Below are 16,614 nucleotides of genomic sequence, written 5' to 3' on the forward strand. Positions count from 1 at the left end.
TGATCTCTGCGACCGTGCGGCCCTATGCTAAAGTGTTGCTCTCTTCTCAAGCGAAACCCAGCATGCCTACTTCCTTGCCCTCCTCCCTGATCGCCACCGCCCTGCTCGCCTCTGTCCACGGCGCCGTCGCCGCCCCCATGAGCCTGGACGACTACCTGGCCCTGAACGGCCCTCCGCCCACGGCGCAGATCGCCTATGGCCCCGCGCCATCGCAATACGCGCAGCTGTTCCGGCCGGCAGGCACGGGACCGTTCCCCGTCGTCGTGCTCGTGCATGGCGGCTGCTGGACGGTGGCCTTCGGCGGCATCAAGCAGATGCGCAACGTGGCCGGCGCCCTCGTCGCGCAAGGCATCGCCGTGTGGAATGTCGAGTATCGGCGGGTGGACGAGCCGGGCGGCGGCTATCCCGGCACCTATGAAGACATGCACGCGGCGCTCGACAGCCTGCAGCAGCACGCGCCCCAATACCAGCTGGACGTGAACCGCATCGTCGCCATGGGCCACTCGGCCGGCGGCCAGCTGGTGCAATGGATCGCCGGACGGGAAAAACTGCCCAGGACCAGTCCCCTCTACCGCGACAACTACCTGCCAGTGAAAAACATTGTCAGCCTGGGCGGCCTGGCCGACCTGCGCCATGAAAAGGAATTGATCAAGACCAGCTGCGAGCGCGACATCGCCCAGCTGGCAGGCCAGCCCAGCGCAACGCGCCCCGACATCTACAGCGACACCAACGCCGCCGACCTGATCCCCAACGGCAGCCATACCGTACTGGCCACGGGCGAACTCGACACCATCTCCCCTCCCCGCGTGGCGCACGACTATGCGGCCAAGGCCAAGCTGGCTGGCGACCATGCGGAGGTGCTGATTTTGCCGGGGGCAAGCCATTACGACGAGATTGCGGCGACGTCGAATGCTTGGGGGATGATTTTGCCGGTGGTGCGTGGGATGCTGGGGATGACGGACGACAAGAGCCAATAAGGTACACGATCAATGCATGCAAATACGCAGTTTTCGAACCGGGCAATGAAGGTGAACCATGCGGGAGAGCAAGGAGCCATCAGTATTTATACGGGCCAGATTTTCATAGCCCGTCTGACCGCAAGCCATCTCGTCCAGGAACTGCGCGCCTTCAGGACGCATGAACTGGAACACCGCACGATATTTCACAACGTTCTCAAGCGCCGTGGCTTGCCGCGCTGCCGCAGCTATTACCTGTGTGCGATTGGCGGCTATGCGTTGGGTATCGCCACAGGGCTGTGCGGCGCACGCGCGATCTCGCTGACGACCGTGGCCGTCGAACGGGTAGTCCTCCAGCATCTGCGGCACCAACTCGCCATGTTGGGCGACGACGATGACGCGACAAATGCCATTAGAGCGATCCTCAGGGACGAACAGGAACATCACGACCAGGCATCGACCCGCACGCAAGGCAGCGGGATGTTCGGACGCATGCTGAGCGCTATGGTGTCCGGCGCCACGGAATCGGTGATCTGGTTGGGAATGCGCCTTTAATCATGAGGAAACACGACGGCCTGCAACAGCATCAATATCTATAGGACGGTTCTCAGCCAGGCTGGGAATTCACGCACATCGCAGGCAACAATATCACGCTGTCTTTGCAGTTCTCCGTGCCTGGCGGATCGGCACGAGAACGCATGTCCGCAAGAAATAAAGATGAAGACTTGGCAAAACGCGTGTACGAGGCAGCCCTGCTGCACAGCGTACCTATACGCCATATCGAAGCCTGAGTTATTGAAGCCAGTGCCATCTTGACCATTTATGAAAATCCGACATAAACACATGCTGAAACCTGTCAATGTCCGTCACGCGTTCACCTGCCTGCTGCTTGCGGAGTACACCTCGTTTGCCTCAGCCGCCATCAAGCAGGAGCTGGAACAGTTCGCCCGCGACAACCGCTGCACGCTGACCGACTATATTGGTTTTGCACATGAACTGCGCGAAGTGGCGATCAAGAACAAGGGGCCCAAGGCCTACTATGCGTCCCTGATCTGCCACGAGCGCGATACGTCGTAACATTTCCTCGCGTGGCCAGTCTGCAGATGCAATTAGTGTACGACGTCGACGACGCCCTGCCAGGCTACGCCGCATGCATGCTGATCGATGCTGACAGCGAGGCGATGCACGCGAATTTATTCATTACCATTATTCCGGTTTGGGACCATGCATGATACAAGTAGAAATTCTCGACGAAAGCTTTTCCTGGCCATTCACGATTCCTCCCGGCCGCAGCAATCACGATGGCGCTCCACCGCGCGTGGCCGAACTCAGCGCAAATGCCAAGTCCTGGTATTTAACCGGGTGGAGGGACGGTAGTTCGAATTCCATCGGGATAGCCAGAAATAACCAGGCAATCTCGATTGACGTTGAGCACATAGAGGCATTATCGGTTTGCTTCATGCGCAGGGCGAAGGGTCCCGGCTTTGTTTCCTTTGAGGTAAAGTTGCGGGAAAACCGCAGCTCTGTGGTTCTTTTCGCGGCGGACCGTTTCAATGAGGATGCATTGCTCTGGCTACAGAGCAATACAGCTAAACTAGCAGCCTTATTTGGCATACCGATAACAATCGACGACGGTGGCTTGGATGACTAACTATCCGTCCAATCGCCAAGGTTTGACTTGCAGCGGAAGCAACCAAGATCTGTCACCGGCCAAAAACAGCCTTTCGATTGAAAATTCGACATATTGAGAAGAGTCTTCCAACTTGGCGATCATCTATCGAAGCAGTACTGGAGAATGCATTGATTGGTACATACGAAATAACAGACTTGCAATCAATAGGTATACCTGGAGTTGAAGTTGCGGGGAGGAATTTTCACCTATGCGACCTGCATGAAATGATTGGTATTGAAAGGAACATGACCTGTTTTATGTTTCGGCATAACAGCAAAGCTGAAACTGACTACGGATACATGGTCACCGGGGTTCTGCTCAACAAAGTTGACATGAACGAGAAAACAGACGAGCTTGATAACAGTAACTCATCTTTTAACGATCTAGCGGTTTTACGCATAGACTGCCGAGATCCTGCGCTAAGTATTCAACAAAGAAAGACTTTAAAGTACAAGGGCGTCACTATCAAGGATCTCCTTAAGATCTCTTACGCAACCTTTAACCGCCAGACGCTCCGTCACCCAACAGGCAAGAAGATTGTGCCGAACATTGTTTTAGTTGAAGTTGACACTTCAAAGATAGACGCACAGAAGCTGCTAGTAAATTATCTAGTCATGAAACATAACGGCGGAACTGCGTTGATCGATTATGAAAAAGAAGACCTAGTCGGGACAATGCTGGGCATGCGAAACAATACAATCGATAGTCGCGTCCTAGAAACTTTTGGCTTTACCGTGAAGTCTGCAAGCGAGAACGTCAACATTCAACTTGCATCGTTAAACGCAAAAGCTGCACGAAATGCTCTATCCAAGGAAGAGTTAGAAGCCAAAGCTAGCTACGAATTCGTTAAGCGAGTAGCGGCAATTGGCGCTGTCTGCGCTGAGCTTGAGAGAGCAAAATTAGGAGGCCAGTCATTGACGTTAGAAAGTGATGCTGCGAAAAGGATACTTGCTAACGCCATCGGGTTTAACCCGTCTGTTCTAATGCACGGGAAAAAGCAAGTCTTCTGGGATTTGCAATCCTACCTGCACATCGTAATGCGACACATAGATGCCTATCAGGTTGGTAATTTTAAGGGAAAGACGGTCCTTCCTTATGAGCTTACGGACCTTAAGAATCTGATCGAGAAAGTCTTAGATAGTATTCGCGAAGAGCTTGCTCTTCACTTCGAGACGAACTCGGGAGAATTTGTCAGATCAGGTCGCATGGCAGTACTCTTCAATGGCGATTACTTCATCTTAAGGATCGATCCAAATGGACGCCTTTGCCAGTTCTACAGTCCTTAGCAGCAAGACAGATGAAATCGCACACATTTTTCGAATATTACTTTCCATGCGCGACTATGAATAGATTGGTCAGACTTGCACAAATAACCCGAACTCAGGCGAGTTGGACCAATTTAATGTCGGGTTTGGGAAAATGCAGACCTTCCTAAACCGCAAACTGGCAACGATAACAAGAACAGGCCCGCGCCCCAAGCAAGGGCTCCCCGGGCCCAGCGAGCCTGAAAAATGGCCAGGGCAAGGCGCGCGGGCGAAGACAGTACGCATGTACGGCGAGCCCAAGCAACGCAGCCATGGACATTTTTTCACGCCCGCTGCTCTGGCCCGCCATTCAATCAGAACTTACTGAACACGGGCCAGGTATTGGGCTAACTGGGCGAACGTCGCTCTGAACCCCTGCGTCATCGACTCATGCCCCTCGACAAAAGTCTCATGCTGCTCATCCGTCGCCTTGTGCGGCGTGGACCGTAACGTCATCGTCGTCTTGCCATTTTCCTCGCTCAAGGTCATGACATTGAACGATTCCAATGGCCAAGTAGCGCTGACGGGGTGCTGCACGGCGTTACCCTGCTTGTCGGCAAACGACAGGATGGAAACGATGCGTTCAGGCGCTTCGATCTCCTGGTAAGTAAATTTTCCCCACATTTCATAGCCATTGTCGGCGCGCATGCCGTAATGGAAAACGCCGCCCGGTTTGAGGTCCAGCGCCAGCACGCTCAGTTCGAAGCCGACAGGTCCCCACCATTGCGCCAGACGTTCCGGCTCCACCCACGAGCGGAACACGAGTTCGCGCGGCGCGTCGAAAGTTTGCGTGATGACAAAGTCGCTGCTGTCGCGGAGCTGTCCGTCCTGCTTCTGTTTTTCCGTCGTCATGCTGTCTCCTGATGGTGATGGGCTGACTGTTAATGTACCAGCGGCGCCAATAAACGGGAAGGCCTGTACGCCTTTGAAACCTGCATGCTAGAATATTAGTTAGATACCTAACCATTAGACGACTCACCTTATGACTTCTATCGAAGAGCGCTTTTCCGCCGCGCTCCACAAGACGGCGCGCGGCTGGCGCCATGCGATCGACCGGCGCCTGAAAGACCTGGACCTGGGACAAGCAAGCTGGATGTGCATCGCCATGATCGCCAAGTCGCCCCAGCCACCCTCGCAAAGCGAGCTGGCCCATCAACTGGGCGTGGAAAACCCCACCATGGTGTCGATGCTGGACCGGCTTGTGAAATCGGGCTTCGTGCAGCGCCAGCCATCGGAAACGGACCGTAGAGTAAAACTCGTCGTGCTGACCGAGGCGGGCATGCAGGTGTATGACACCGTGCGCAAGGAAGCGGATGGCTTCCGCAAGGAACTGCTGCAGGGCATCGATCCCGACCAGCTGCGGGCCGCCACGGAACTGCTGGAAGCGCTGCAAGCGGCGACGGAGAAGTTCGCGTGAATTCCGTGACGGCAGCGCCCCTTCCCGCCTCGCAAGATCCTACCTTGAACCGGCGCATGATCACGGTTTCGATCATGCTCGCCACCATCATCCAGGCGCTCGACGGCACCATCGCCAACGTCGCCCTGCCCCACATGCAAGGCAGCCTGTCAGCCTCGCAAGACCAGATCACCTGGGTATTGACCTCGTTTATTGTCGCCGCCGCCATCGCCACGCCCCTGACGGGCTGGCTATGCGACCGCTTCGGGCAGAAAAATACCTTTCTCGTGTCCGTGGCCGGCTTTACGCTCTCCTCCGTGCTGTGCGGCCTGTCCGGCACCTTGTCCGAGATCGTCGCAGCGCGCCTGCTGCAAGGCGTGTTCGGCGCGGCTTTGGTGCCGCTGTCGCAGGCGGTGCTGCTCGACATCAATCCACGCGAGAAACACGGCTCGGCCATGGCCATCTGGGGCATGGGCGTGATGATCGGTCCCATCCTGGGACCGACACTGGGCGGCTGGCTGACGGACAGCTACAGCTGGCGCTGGGTCTTCTTCATCAACATCCCCATCGGCGCCATGGCCTTCTATGGCATCTGGCGCTACATCCGCAAGGACCCGCCGAACCGCCGCATGAATTTCGATATGTTCGGTTTTGCGACCTTGAGCCTGTCCATCGGCGCGCTGCAGATGCTGCTGGACCGGGGCGAGCAGAACGACTGGTTTTCTTCGACGGAAACGTGGATCGAAGCCATCGTGCTGGCCATGAGCATCTGTTATTTCATTGCGCATACGGCCTTGCGTCCGGCAGGCAAATCCTTCCTCGACTACCGGCTGCTGAAGAACTCCAACTATGTGAGCGGCTTGCTGTTCATCTTCATCGTCGGCATGGTGCTGTTCGCCACGCGCGCACTGACGCCGTCGATGCTGCAAGGCTTGATGAATTACCCGGCGGCCATCGCCGGTCTGGTGACGGCGCCCAGCGGCCTGGGCACGATGCTTGCCATGCTGATCGTCGGCAAGCTGACGGGCAGGATCGACACGCGCATCCTGCTGGGCGTGGGCTTTTCGATTACAGCGTTCTCGCTCTGGCAAATGGCCAATTTCACCCTGGACCTGGTGCCGAAGACCGTCGTGTGGAACGGCATCATCCAGGGTATCGGCCTGGGCCTCGTCTTCGTGCCCCTGAGCGCGGCCACGTTTGCCACCCTGTCGCCGCAGATGCGGGCGGAAGGCACGGCGATCTACAGCCTGGTGCGCAATATCGGCAGCAGCATCGGCATTGCCCTCGTACAGACCTTGCTGGTGCGCAATACGCAAATCGCCCATGCGTCCTTGACGGAACACATCAATATCGCCAACCCGGCCTTGCACGACCCCGGCATATCCCAGGTGTTCGACCTGGGCACGAGCACGGGCATGGCGGCGCTGAATGGCGAAATCACGCGGCAGGCGTCGATGATCGCCTACCTCGACGACTTCTGGCTGATGATGTGGCTGACCATCCTCGTGCTGCCGCTCTTGCTCCTGATCAAACCACCGAAGAAGAATGCGCCTGTCGTGGTCGACCACGCGGCCATGGAATAACCCTCATGCACACACCTATGAAACTTTCCTTGAGCGTATTAACGTTGAGTCTGGCTTTGGCCGGCTGCGCCAGCATCCCGCCCGACGCGCAACAGTTGCCGCAGCAAGACCTGGCCAAGGCGCAACTGGCGGCCGACATCCACCTGGCCAGCGAAGGCTGGCCCGCCGCTCAATGGTGGCGCCAGTTCCAGGACGCTCAGCTGGACCAGCTGATTGACAACGCCCTGTCCGCCAGCCCCAGCCTGGACGTGGCCAACGCCCGCATCGGCTCGGCCCTGTCCGCGTTCGATACCCGGCATGCGGAACGCGGCCCCAGGCTGGACCTGGACGCCAGCGCCAACCGCCAGCGCTATTCGGCCAATGGCCTGATGCCCGCCCCCATCGGCGGCAATTACTACAATGAAGTCACCGTGGGTGCGCAAGCCCATTACGACCTCGACTGGTGGGGCAAGCACAAGGCGCAGATCGCGGCCAGCCTGGGTGAAGTCAACGCGCGCCGCGCCGAGTACGCGATGGCGGAGCAGATGCTGGCAGCCGAAATCGCCCGCCACTACTTCAGCATGCAAAATGGCTGGGCCCGCATGGACAACCTACATGCGCTGGTGAAATTGCAGCAGCAACTGGTGGAAGACAAGGAAAAGCGCATCGCCCATGGCCTGGGTGTCAGCGACGACCATCTGTCCGCGCAAACTCGCTTGAGCCTGCTGCAGCAACAAATTGCCCTGCTGGAAACGCAGATCGTCACGGAACGCGAAGCCTTGCGCGCCCTGCTCGGTGCGGACAGCACGGCGCTGGCCGGCCTGCAGCCGAAAGCAGCCCAGCCGCTGCCGCACGCCCTGCCCGGCAAGCTGGGCATGGAATTGCTGGCGCGCCGCCCCGACTTGCAGGCCGCGCGCTGGCGAGTCCAGGCGGCCATGAGCAATGTCGAGGCGGCGCAGGCGTCGTTCTATCCCGATATCGACCTGGGCGCCTCGTTCGGCCTGGATGCCATCAAGCTGGGCAAGCTGCTGCAATCGGGCAGCCGCACCCTGTTCATCGGCCCGGCCCTGTCCCTGCCCCTGTTCGACAGCGGCCGCCTGCAGGCGCAGCTTGCCGGCGCGCGCAGCGAACGCAATGAACTGATCGCAGACTACAACCAGAACGTGTTCAATGTGGTGCGCGACGTGGCGCAAGCGGGCGCCAGGGTGCAAGGCGTGGAAAACCAGTTGCGCCTGCAGCAGGAAAACCTGCGCGCCAGCGAAGCGCAATTGCGCAACGCCAATGCCAGGCTGAAACAGGGATTGGCCGACCGCGCCACGCAGCTCAATGCGGAAATGACCGTGCGCGGCCAAGTCGACCTGGGCATGCAGCTGCAAAACCAGCGCCAGGACGCGGAAATCAGCCTGAGCGTGGCACTGGGCGGCGGCTACCGGGGCAGCAGCGATTTTTCCGCCAACGCCACCGCACAACAATAACCATCGATTACGGACTACATCATGAGCAGCGATACCACAGCAACGACCTCCCCAACCGAACAGCCGGGCAAGCGCAAGGCCGTCCTCATCGCCATCACGGCCGCCTTCCTCGTGGCCGGCGCAGCCTGGGCCGCCTATTATCAGCTGGTGCTGGCCAAGGAAGAAGTCACGGATAACGCCTACGTGGGCGGCAACCTCGTCACTCTGTCCGCGCAAGTGACGGGCAATGTCGACGCCATCCGCGCCGACGAGACGCAGATGGTCAAGGCGGGCGCGCCCCTGATCACCCTGAACGCCATCGATGCGGACCTGGCCCTGAGCCAGGCCGAGGCACGCCTTGGCAACGTCGTGCGCCAGGAGCGCGAACGCTATGCGAATGTGGCGCAGTACGACGCCGTCATCGAACAGCGCCGCCTGGCCCTGGCCACGGTGCAGGGCAACCTGGCGCGCCGCGCGCCGCTGGCCTCGGACCAGACGATCTCGGGCGAAGACCTGGCTCACGCGAAACAGGCCGTCGATGATGCGAAAGCAGCCTTGACCGTGGCCCAGCGACAGGCGGAGTCGGCCAAATCGGGCGTGGCCGGCGTACTCCTGGCCAGCCATCCGGCGATTTTGTCCGCCAGGGGCGATGTGCTGCAGGCGTGGCTGGCCGTGCGCCGCAATGCCGTGGTCGCGCCCGTCTCGGGCTATGTGGCCAAGCGCAGCGTGCAGCTGGGCTCGCACGTGACACCGGGCACGCCCTTGATGTCCATCGTGCCGCTGGACCAGTTATGGGTCGATGCCAACTTCAAGGAATCCGAATTGCGCAATATCCGCGTGGGCCAGGCGGCCACCATCGAAACGGATTTGTATGGCAGCAAGGTGGTGTATCACGGCAAGGTGCTGGGCATGTCGGCCGGCACGGGCAGCGCATTTTCCCTCTTGCCGGCGCAAAACGCCACGGGCAACTGGATCAAGGTGGTGCAGCGCGTGCCCGTGCGCATCACGCTCGATCCCAAGGAACTGGCCGCCCACCCGCTGCGCATCGGCCTGTCGACCACGGTAACGGTCGACACCAGCCATGGCGAAGGGGCCACTTTGGACCAGCCGATGGTGGCCTCCACCGTCTACACGACCAAGGCGCTGGAACAGCCGGTGGACGAGGCGGAGAAGATGGCCGATGCGATTATTGCGCAAAACCTGATGAATTGATGCGTAGGTCGGGTTAGCGCAACGCGCGTAACCCGACACCACCACCGGCCTCGGCCAAGAATGTTGTCGGATTACGGCCCGGTGGGCCTAATCCGACCTACTTGGCCTTGCCAGCCGCCGCCACCTGATCCAATATATGCTTGGGCACGGCGGCATAGTGTTTGAATTCCATCGTGTACGTGGCGCGGCCCTGGGTCAGCGAACGCAGGGTGGTGGAATAGCCGAACATTTCCGCCAGCGGCACGAGGGCCTTGACGATGCGCCCCGCGCCGCCGGGAATGTCGTCGACGCCTTGCACCATGCCGCGGCGGGCCGTCAGGTCGCCCATGACGTTGCCCATGAACTCTTCCGGCGTTTCCGCCTCCACCTGCATCATCGGCTCCAGCAACACGGGATGGGCTTTGCGCATGCCATCCTTGAAGGCGATGGAGCCGGCCATGCGGAAAGCATTTTCGTTCGAATCGACGTCGTGGTAGGAGCCGAAGGTCAAGGTCGCCTTCACGTCGACGACCGGGTAGCCGGCCAGCACGCCCGACTTCAAGGTTTCAATGATGCCCTTGTCGACGGCGGGAATGAATTCGCGCGGCACGACACCGCCCTTGATGGCGTCGACGAACTGGTAGCCCGTGCCCGGCTCCAAAGGTTCAAGTTTCAGCACCACGTGGCCGTACTGGCCCCGACCGCCCGACTGCTTGACGAACTTGCCCTCCACGTCTTCCACCGCGCGCGTGATGGTTTCGCGGTAAGCCACTTGCGGCTTGCCGACATTGGCTTCCACGCCGAATTCGCGCCGCATGCGGTCGACCAGTATTTCCAGGTGCAATTCGCCCATGCCCGACATGATGGTCTGGCCCGATTCCTCGTCCGTATGCACCCTGAACGACGGGTCTTCCTGTGCCAGGCGGTTCAGGGCGATGCCCATCTTTTCCTGGTCCGGCTTGGTCTTCGGTTCGACCGCCTGCGAAATCACGGGTTCCGGGAAGATCATCTTTTCCAGCACGATGACGTGGTCGATGGCGCACAGGGTGTCGCCCGTGGTCACGGCTTTCAGGCCCACGGCGGCGGCAATGTCGCCCGCATACACTTCCTTGATTTCCTTGCGCTCGTTCGCATGCATCTGCAGGATGCGCCCCAGCCGCTCTCGCGCGCTCTTGGTGGGGTTGTAGACCATGTCGCCCGAATTCACCACACCCGAATACACGCGGAAGAACGTCAATTGCCCCACGAACGGGTCCGTCATGATCTTGAATGCCAGCGCGGCAAAGTGCTCGTCGTCCGTGGGATGGCGCTCCACCTCATTGTCGTGCTCGTCGTGTCCCATGATGGGCGGCACTTCCATCGGCGACGGCAGGTATTCGATGACGGCGTCCAGCATCGCCTGCACGCCCTTGTTTTTAAAGGCGCTGCCGCACAGCATGGGCACGATTTCATTGCGGATGGTGCGCGCGCGCAAGGCCTGTTTCAGCTCCGATTCCGTAAACGTGTCGCCATTCAGGTAGCGCTCCGTCATGTCCAGCGTGGCTTCAGCTGCGTGTTCGACCATGTGATCGTGCCACTCATGCGCCTGTGCCTGTAGCTCGGCGGGAATCTCGCCATAGCTGAACTGCACGCCCTGGCTGGCGTCGTCCCAGGTGATGGCGCGCATTTTCAACAGGTCGATGACGCCCGTAAAATGCTCTTCGGCGCCGATGGGCAGCTGGATGGGCACGGCCACGCCCTTCAGGCGGTCGGCGATCTGCTGGCGCACACGCAGGAAGTCCGCGCCCACCCGGTCCATCTTGTTGATGAAGGCGATGCGCGGCACATGGTATTTGTTGGCCTGGCGCCAGACGGTTTCCGATTGCGGCTGCACGCCGCCGACGGCGTCATAGACCATGACGGCGCCGTCGAGCACGCGCATCGAGCGCTCGACCTCGATCGTGAAATCCACGTGGCCGGGCGTGTCGATGATGTTGATGCGGTGTTCCGGGAAGTTGCCGGCCATGCCTTTCCAGAAGGCCGTGGTGGCGGCCGAGGTGATGGTGATGCCCCGCTCCTGCTCCTGCTCCATCCAGTCCATCGTGGCGGCGCCATTGTGCACTTCGCCGATCTTGTGATTCACCCCCGTATAAAACAGGATGCGCTCGGTGGTGGTGGTCTTGCCGGCGTCGATATGGGCGCTGATGCCGATGTTGCGGTAGCGCTCGATAGGTGTTTTGCGGGTCATCACAATCTCCATGGCTAGCCCCGGTACCCGGTTTTTCAGTGTAGCAGACATCGATTTGGCCGGCACGGCAGCCGCCGTTTACCAAGCGCGCAACACTGTCCGCCTTGCGCACGTCAGGGACACGAAGGCTAATTGCGGTTTCGGCTATACTTCCCAGACGTTAATTTTTGAACTTTAATTCAACAAAGATTAATAAAAATCAATACGCATGGCATCCCGCCATGCAAGGCGACGCCGCCGGCATGCAGCCCAGGTGCGCACCGAACGACATGCCCTACTCAGCCTATGACTATCCAACTAAGAAAAATAATTCTCTCTTCCCTGCTGGCATCGCCGGCGCTGGCCATGGCCGGCGAACTGGAACAGCAAATGCAGCGTTGCGCCGTGCTTGGCGACGCCAGCGCCCGCCTGGGTTGCTTCGACACCCTGGCCAAGGCGGCGGAAAAGGCCACCATCGCCGCCGGCGGTGACTCCGCCACCGCTGCCGTCACCCTGGCGGCGGCAGCCGAGGTCGCCCCCATCACCCCCGTCAGTCCGCCTGGCGTGGCCACGCCGGATGCCGTCAACGCCGCCATTCCGGCCATCGCGCAGGCTGGCGCGGCGCCACCGGAAGCGCCGATTTCGCGCACACAGCAATCGTGGGAACTGAACGACGCCTCGAAACGCGGCCTGTTCAACTTCCGCCCGCACCGCGACACCTATCTGCTGCTGGCCAATTACAGCGACGCCTCGAACGACGAGCCGTTCCAGGATTTCACGCCGGGCGGCATCAAGAGCCAGCACGTGGAATTGACGTTCCAGCTGAGCTTCAAGATGAAGCTGCTGGAAGACATCGCCGGCACGCCGATCGACATGTGGTTCGGCTACACGCAGCAAAGTTTCTGGCAAGCGTATAACCGCAAGGCATCGAGCCCGTTCCGCGAGACAAATTACCAGCCGGAACTGATGCTGATCTTGCCGATCAACAAGAATTTCGCGGGCGTGGAATTCAATTACCTGAACTTGGGCCTCGTGCACCAGTCCAACGGCCAGACGTCGACCCTGTCGCGCAGCTGGAACCGCGTGTATGCCGAGCTGGGCATGGAAAAAGACAATCTGGCCGTCACGGCCCGTGTCTGGCACCGCCTCGACAATGGCAAGACCGACAATGACAATATCGACATCACCGATTACATGGGGCATGGCGACTTGCGCGTGAGCTACCGCAACAAGGGCCACGAGTATGCCGTGACGGCCCGCCGTAATTTCAGCAAGAAGCATGGCTCCATGCAGGCCAGCTGGGCTTTCCCGTTGAAGGCCAACCTGAAAGGCTATCTGCAACTGTTCTCCGGCTATGGTCAAAGCTTGATCGATTACAACTATTCGCAGAAATCGATCGGCGCCGGTTTCATGGTCGACCTGTAAGCAGCACAGTGACAGAAACGAAAATGGCGCCGACGGCGCCATTTTTTATGGGAAATATTATCGCTGGCCGCCGCCCAGCACGCGGGCCGGCAGCATGACGATGGCGCGCAGCAATTCGAACACGCCTTCCACGCCGATGCCGATCAAACGGAATGGCAGCAACAGCAGCCAGGCCAGCGGATACAGCACGAGGGCCAGCAAGGCCAGGGGCCAGCATACGAGCAAGAGCAGCAGCCACAGCACAAATCCCAGCATCGCGTCCCCCTAGAATGAAATGTGCGGAGCAAGCCGTGCTTGCCCCGCTACCGTGACAGCACTATATAAAAGCGCCGCCATGGCGGCAACGGCCATGCGATGAACTGCGTGCTGGGGGGATGAACGGCGCAAAAACGGGAATGAGCGGCGCTTGTGGAAACCTTTATTGACCGACGCAAATCACTTTCGTGATGTACTCATGCGCGTTCGGCTTCTTGCTGGTGGCCCATTTGATGGCCTGGTTGGCATCTTCGATGGTCAGGATCGAGGCCTTGTCCTTCGACTTGATGAAGGACACGCCTTCAAACACGCCTTCCTTGCTGCGCATTACCTTGGCAAACACGGGCGGCTTGGTCTCGCCATCGCTGATTTTGTTCTGTTGCACGAGGTAACGCTGATCGATCTGTTCCATGATAGTAAAGCTGTCCTGTGGGTAAAAGACGAAATATACCCTGAATGGACAAACGCCGCAGGACGAAATCGCTGCGGCGTTGCCTTTGGATCAACGATGCTTATGCGTAGACGGCGTTCTGCGTGACTGGCTGCAGATTCACGTCATAGATCACCTGCGCGCGGATCGACGTTTCCAGCGAAGGAATCGAGCCTCCGGCGCGGTACTGGAAGCTCACCTGCAGCACGTCGCCCGCCTTCACGGCGATGGGCGTGGCCAGCGGCAGGCACATGTAATGGTTCAGCCAGTCGATGGTGGTCGAGCGCTCGGGCACGACGGCCAGGATGTTCTTGGTGACGAAACGCAAGGCGTTCAGGGTGCCGCTGCGCTCGACAACGAACTTGCCGTCGAAGCCAAACACGCTGTCCGTCGGCTGGCTGAAGTCGATGATGCTGTAGACGGACGGCGGCGCCAGTTCCTGCACGCCAGGATGGATGGCCGTGGTTTCCTGGAATTGCACGATGGGCGCATAAAAACCTTCGAAATCGTATTCCTGCTGCATCGGCTGCACGGCCATGATGACGGCTTCGGGCAGGAAGATCGGCAGCGGGCCACCAAAGCGGGCCAGGTAGCGGCGCTTGAACGATTCGATCACTTCCACCTGTTTTTCGCGCAGCATGCCAACATGGATCATTTCGCAAATGACCACATCGACGGGCTCTGGCGGCAGGTATTCAAACGCGTCCGCATGGACGACCTCGACTTTTTCACCGTTAGGATTGAGCGCCAGCATCTTGCGCGCTTCCTTGACCATATCCGGATTGAACTCCACGCACCACACCTTGTCGGCGCGCGCGGCCGCAAACCACGACAGCACGCCCGTGCCGCCGCCCAGCTCCAGCACTTTCATGCCAGGTTTTACCGCGTAATCGATCGCCGACTTGAACCCGTGCATGCGGTTCTGGTCCATCAACATATTGTGGTGGTAATGGACGGGGATAAATTGCCCCAGGTAACAACTCTCGATTTCTCGTTCATTCAGCATGTCTGTCCTCTTGGAGTCTGGCTCCGATGGCCGATCGGTTTTGTCATTCCAGAAAGCAGTGATATCGCACGGGCTGCGCGAGGGGCGGCGACAGTACAGCCGGCGCCTGACGTTGATGTGATTGCCCATGCGACGTATCTCCTGATTAATGCGACACGATCATTATCGTTAATCGGCAGGGAGAACAAAGGGCTGAGCTGAGAGGCAATTCCATGCCAGTTTCAGCGCTGGCATGGAAAATATTGCTAGAAGATTACTTTCGTGATGCGCGCGCCTTCTGCGCCGCTTCGATGATGGCGACCACGCCCGGCTTGTCGCCGGCCTGGGCGAACTGCGCGGCCGTCCAGCCGTGGTCGCTTTTCAGGCTGGCGTCCGCGCCCCACGACAGCAGCAGCTTGACGGCGCCCTCCTGACCTTCGCGGGCGGAAAACATCAGCGGCGTGACGTTGGCGGGCGCGCGCGCATCGACCACGGCATCGCGGTCCAATAAAATCTTCATGATGGGCAAGTCGCCCGCCGAGGCCGCATAGTGCAGCGCCGTCCAGCCGCTCTGGTTGACCTTCGCACCTTTGGCCAGCAAGGCTTCCACGGCATCCTGCTTGTGTTTATAGGCGGCCATCATCAGCGCCGTGTTGCCGTTCGCCGAACGGGCTTCGATGTCGATGCCGGGTGCCTCGAGCAGCAGCTTGAAAACCCGGTCCGCATCGTCGCGCAAGGCCAGCACGAGGGGGATGTCGCCCCGCTGCGCGTCCGGCTGGTTCGGGTTCATGCCTTCGGCCAGCATGTCGCGCACGCCGCTGGCGTTGTTGACGGACACGGCGCGGAAGAAGGCATCCGGTTCCGGCGCCGCCTGGCTGGCGGCAGCGCAGCACAGCAGCATCGCGAAGGCGAGTTTTTTCATCATGTCTGACCTTAAGAAGTTATGGCAACTGATTGAATAATTTGAAGAAATTGTCCGTCGTCTGCTGCGCCACCTGGGCCAGCGGGATACCTTTCAGGGTCGACAGGTATTCCGCCACGTGGGCCACGTAGCCCGGCTCGTTCATGCGGCCGCGGAACGGCACGGGCGCCAGGTACGGCGAATCCGTCTCGATAAGGATGCGCTCGAGCGGCACTTCCAGGGCCACGGCTTGCAAATCCTTGGCGCTCTTGAAGGTGACGATGCCGGAAAATGAAATATAGAAACCCATGTCGATGGCGGCGCGCGCCACTTCCAATGATTCCGTAAAGCAGTGCATGACGCCGGCCACGCCGCCGTCAGCCACGCCAGCGCCCTCTTCGCGCATGATGCGTATGGTGTCTTCACTGGCCGCTCTTGTGTGAATAATCAAGGGCTTGCGCGTGATTCTTGAAGCTTTGATGTGAGTTCTGAAACGCTCGCGCTGCCACTCGAGGTCGCCCGTCAGGCGGAAATAATCGAGGCCCGTCTCGCCGATGGCGATGATCTTCGGGTGGTCGGCCAGACGCACCAGGTCTTCCACGGACGGTTCAGGCGTGTCTTCGTAGTCGGGATGCACGCCGACGGACGCAAAGATATGCGGATACTGCTCGGCCAGGGCCAGCACCTGTGGAAAGTCCGGCAAGTCGACGGACACGCACAGCGCGTGCGTCACCTTGTTCTCGGCCATCTTGGCGAGGATCTCGGGCATGCGAGCAGCCAGCTCGGGGAAATTGATATGGCAATGGGAATCGATATACATAAGGCGGGATTGTACCGGAGCACAGGAAAACTGGCAGGGGAAAGGGCGCCGAAGCGC

Annotated in this window: 17 protein-coding genes; 10 read left to right on the forward strand and 7 right to left on the reverse strand. The window is 59.5% G+C overall.

Annotated features, from left to right (window positions below; translation table 11 throughout):
- Positions 1 to 62: 62 nt before the first annotated feature.
- The 5 genes from ASN89_RS02140 to ASN89_RS02160 all read left to right on the forward strand — a co-directional run bounded on the left by ASN89_RS02140 (position 63) and on the right by ASN89_RS02160 (position 3,914).
- Positions 63 to 977: an alpha/beta hydrolase gene (locus tag ASN89_RS02140; RefSeq protein ID WP_058048109.1), complete on the forward strand. Its 915-nt coding sequence runs from the start codon at positions 63 to 65 to the stop codon at positions 975 to 977.
- A gap of 12 nt (positions 978 to 989) precedes the next feature.
- Complete coding sequence (locus ASN89_RS02145; protein ID WP_058048110.1) at positions 990 to 1,511, forward strand: demethoxyubiquinone hydroxylase family protein; 522 nt, start codon at positions 990 to 992, stop codon at positions 1,509 to 1,511.
- A gap of 288 nt (positions 1,512 to 1,799) precedes the next feature.
- A complete protein-coding gene (locus tag ASN89_RS02150) occupies positions 1,800 to 2,033 on the forward strand; it encodes a hypothetical protein (RefSeq protein WP_058048111.1) in 234 nt (77 codons plus the stop codon).
- A 151-nt stretch (positions 2,034 to 2,184) separates the two neighbouring features.
- Positions 2,185 to 2,607, forward strand: a complete 423-nt coding sequence (locus ASN89_RS28505; RefSeq protein ID WP_152988412.1) for a hypothetical protein — start codon at positions 2,185 to 2,187, stop codon at positions 2,605 to 2,607.
- A gap of 77 nt (positions 2,608 to 2,684) precedes the next feature.
- Positions 2,685 to 3,914: a hypothetical protein gene (locus tag ASN89_RS02160; protein WP_161911727.1), complete on the forward strand. Its 1,230-nt coding sequence runs from the start codon at positions 2,685 to 2,687 to the stop codon at positions 3,912 to 3,914.
- Positions 3,915 to 4,253: 339 nt separating this feature from the next.
- Here the strand turns inward: ASN89_RS02160 and ASN89_RS02165 are convergent, their stop codons facing one another.
- Entirely contained in the window at positions 4,254 to 4,784 is a 531-nt protein-coding gene (locus tag ASN89_RS02165) for an SRPBCC family protein (protein ID WP_058048114.1), read from the reverse strand.
- Between the two features lie 130 nt (positions 4,785 to 4,914).
- On the opposite strand from ASN89_RS02165, the gene ASN89_RS02170 reads away from it, so the two are divergent.
- Genes ASN89_RS02170 through ASN89_RS02185 form a run of 4 tightly spaced genes read left to right on the forward strand, consistent with a single transcriptional unit; the run spans position 4,915 to position 9,556 of the window.
- Positions 4,915 to 5,349 (forward strand): MarR family winged helix-turn-helix transcriptional regulator, encoded by a 435-nt coding sequence (locus ASN89_RS02170; RefSeq protein WP_058048115.1) that lies wholly within the window; start codon positions 4,915 to 4,917, stop codon positions 5,347 to 5,349.
- A 56-nt stretch (positions 5,350 to 5,405) separates the two neighbouring features.
- Entirely contained in the window at positions 5,406 to 6,911 is a 1,506-nt protein-coding gene (locus ASN89_RS02175; RefSeq protein ID WP_152988418.1) for a DHA2 family efflux MFS transporter permease subunit, read from the forward strand.
- Between the two features lie 29 nt (positions 6,912 to 6,940).
- Positions 6,941 to 8,365, forward strand: a complete 1,425-nt coding sequence (locus ASN89_RS02180; protein WP_235501828.1) for an efflux transporter outer membrane subunit — start codon at positions 6,941 to 6,943, stop codon at positions 8,363 to 8,365.
- 21 nt (positions 8,366 to 8,386) lie between these two features.
- Positions 8,387 to 9,556: an HlyD family efflux transporter periplasmic adaptor subunit gene (locus ASN89_RS02185; RefSeq protein ID WP_058048118.1), complete on the forward strand. Its 1,170-nt coding sequence runs from the start codon at positions 8,387 to 8,389 to the stop codon at positions 9,554 to 9,556.
- Between the two features lie 97 nt (positions 9,557 to 9,653).
- Here ASN89_RS02185 and fusA read toward each other — a convergent pair whose 3' ends face one another.
- Positions 9,654 to 11,762: an elongation factor G gene (fusA, locus tag ASN89_RS02190; RefSeq protein ID WP_046683072.1), complete on the reverse strand. Its 2,109-nt coding sequence runs from the start codon at positions 11,760 to 11,762 to the stop codon at positions 9,654 to 9,656.
- Positions 11,763 to 12,047: 285 nt separating this feature from the next.
- Between fusA and ASN89_RS02195 the strand changes: the two genes are divergently transcribed.
- Positions 12,048 to 13,166 (forward strand): phospholipase A, encoded by a 1,119-nt coding sequence (locus ASN89_RS02195; RefSeq protein WP_046682739.1) that lies wholly within the window; start codon positions 12,048 to 12,050, stop codon positions 13,164 to 13,166.
- 57 nt (positions 13,167 to 13,223) lie between these two features.
- On the opposite strand, the gene ASN89_RS02200 is transcribed toward ASN89_RS02195, so the two are convergent.
- The 5 genes from ASN89_RS02200 to ASN89_RS02220 all read right to left on the reverse strand — a co-directional run bounded on the left by ASN89_RS02200 (position 13,224) and on the right by ASN89_RS02220 (position 16,557).
- Positions 13,224 to 13,421, reverse strand: a complete 198-nt coding sequence (locus ASN89_RS02200; protein ID WP_046682740.1) for a hypothetical protein — start codon at positions 13,419 to 13,421, stop codon at positions 13,224 to 13,226.
- A 163-nt stretch (positions 13,422 to 13,584) separates the two neighbouring features.
- A complete protein-coding gene (locus tag ASN89_RS02205; protein ID WP_034756165.1) occupies positions 13,585 to 13,833 on the reverse strand; it encodes a hypothetical protein in 249 nt (82 codons plus the stop codon).
- 100 nt (positions 13,834 to 13,933) lie between these two features.
- Positions 13,934 to 14,857, reverse strand: coding sequence for a methyltransferase domain-containing protein (locus ASN89_RS02210; RefSeq protein ID WP_046682741.1), 924 nt, complete (start codon positions 14,855 to 14,857; stop codon positions 13,934 to 13,936).
- 253 nt (positions 14,858 to 15,110) lie between these two features.
- The gene (locus ASN89_RS02215; RefSeq protein ID WP_058048119.1) at positions 15,111 to 15,761 is read right to left on the reverse strand and encodes an ankyrin repeat domain-containing protein; all 651 of its coding nucleotides are present in this window, start codon (positions 15,759 to 15,761) and stop codon (positions 15,111 to 15,113) included.
- A 16-nt stretch (positions 15,762 to 15,777) separates the two neighbouring features.
- Entirely contained in the window at positions 15,778 to 16,557 is a 780-nt protein-coding gene (locus ASN89_RS02220; protein ID WP_046682742.1) for a TatD family hydrolase, read from the reverse strand.
- Between the last annotated feature and the right edge of the window lie 57 nt (positions 16,558 to 16,614).

The sequence above is a fragment of the Janthinobacterium sp. Ant5-2-1 genome (genome assembly GCF_001445815.1).
Taxonomy (GTDB): domain Bacteria; phylum Pseudomonadota; class Gammaproteobacteria; order Burkholderiales; family Burkholderiaceae_D; genus Janthinobacterium; species Janthinobacterium lividum_E.

Bases quoted from the DNA above. Each gene is read 5' to 3' on its own strand.
- ASN89_RS02140 (WP_058048109.1), top strand. From the start codon at position 63: ATGCCTACTTCCTTGCCCTCCTCCCTGATCGCCACCGCCCTGCTCGCC.
- ASN89_RS02145 (WP_058048110.1), top strand. From the start codon at position 990: ATGCATGCAAATACGCAGTTTTCGAACCGGGCAATGAAGGTGAACCAT.
- ASN89_RS02150 (WP_058048111.1), top strand. From the start codon at position 1,800: ATGCTGAAACCTGTCAATGTCCGTCACGCGTTCACCTGCCTGCTGCTT.
- ASN89_RS28505 (WP_152988412.1), top strand. From the start codon at position 2,185: ATGATACAAGTAGAAATTCTCGACGAAAGCTTTTCCTGGCCATTCACG.
- ASN89_RS02165 (WP_058048114.1), bottom strand. From the start codon at position 4,784: ATGACGACGGAAAAACAGAAGCAGGACGGACAGCTCCGCGACAGCAGC.
- ASN89_RS02170 (WP_058048115.1), top strand. From the start codon at position 4,915: ATGACTTCTATCGAAGAGCGCTTTTCCGCCGCGCTCCACAAGACGGCG.
- ASN89_RS02175 (WP_152988418.1), top strand. From the start codon at position 5,406: ATGATCACGGTTTCGATCATGCTCGCCACCATCATCCAGGCGCTCGAC.
- ASN89_RS02185 (WP_058048118.1), top strand. From the start codon at position 8,387: ATGAGCAGCGATACCACAGCAACGACCTCCCCAACCGAACAGCCGGGC.
- fusA (WP_046683072.1), bottom strand. From the start codon at position 11,762: ATGACCCGCAAAACACCTATCGAGCGCTACCGCAACATCGGCATCAGC.
- ASN89_RS02195 (WP_046682739.1), top strand. From the start codon at position 12,048: ATGACTATCCAACTAAGAAAAATAATTCTCTCTTCCCTGCTGGCATCG.
- ASN89_RS02200 (WP_046682740.1), bottom strand. From the start codon at position 13,421: ATGCTGGGATTTGTGCTGTGGCTGCTGCTCTTGCTCGTATGCTGGCCC.
- ASN89_RS02205 (WP_034756165.1), bottom strand. From the start codon at position 13,833: ATGGAACAGATCGATCAGCGTTACCTCGTGCAACAGAACAAAATCAGC.
- ASN89_RS02210 (WP_046682741.1), bottom strand. From the start codon at position 14,857: ATGCTGAATGAACGAGAAATCGAGAGTTGTTACCTGGGGCAATTTATC.
- ASN89_RS02215 (WP_058048119.1), bottom strand. From the start codon at position 15,761: ATGATGAAAAAACTCGCCTTCGCGATGCTGCTGTGCTGCGCTGCCGCC.
- ASN89_RS02220 (WP_046682742.1), bottom strand. From the start codon at position 16,557: ATGTATATCGATTCCCATTGCCATATCAATTTCCCCGAGCTGGCTGCT.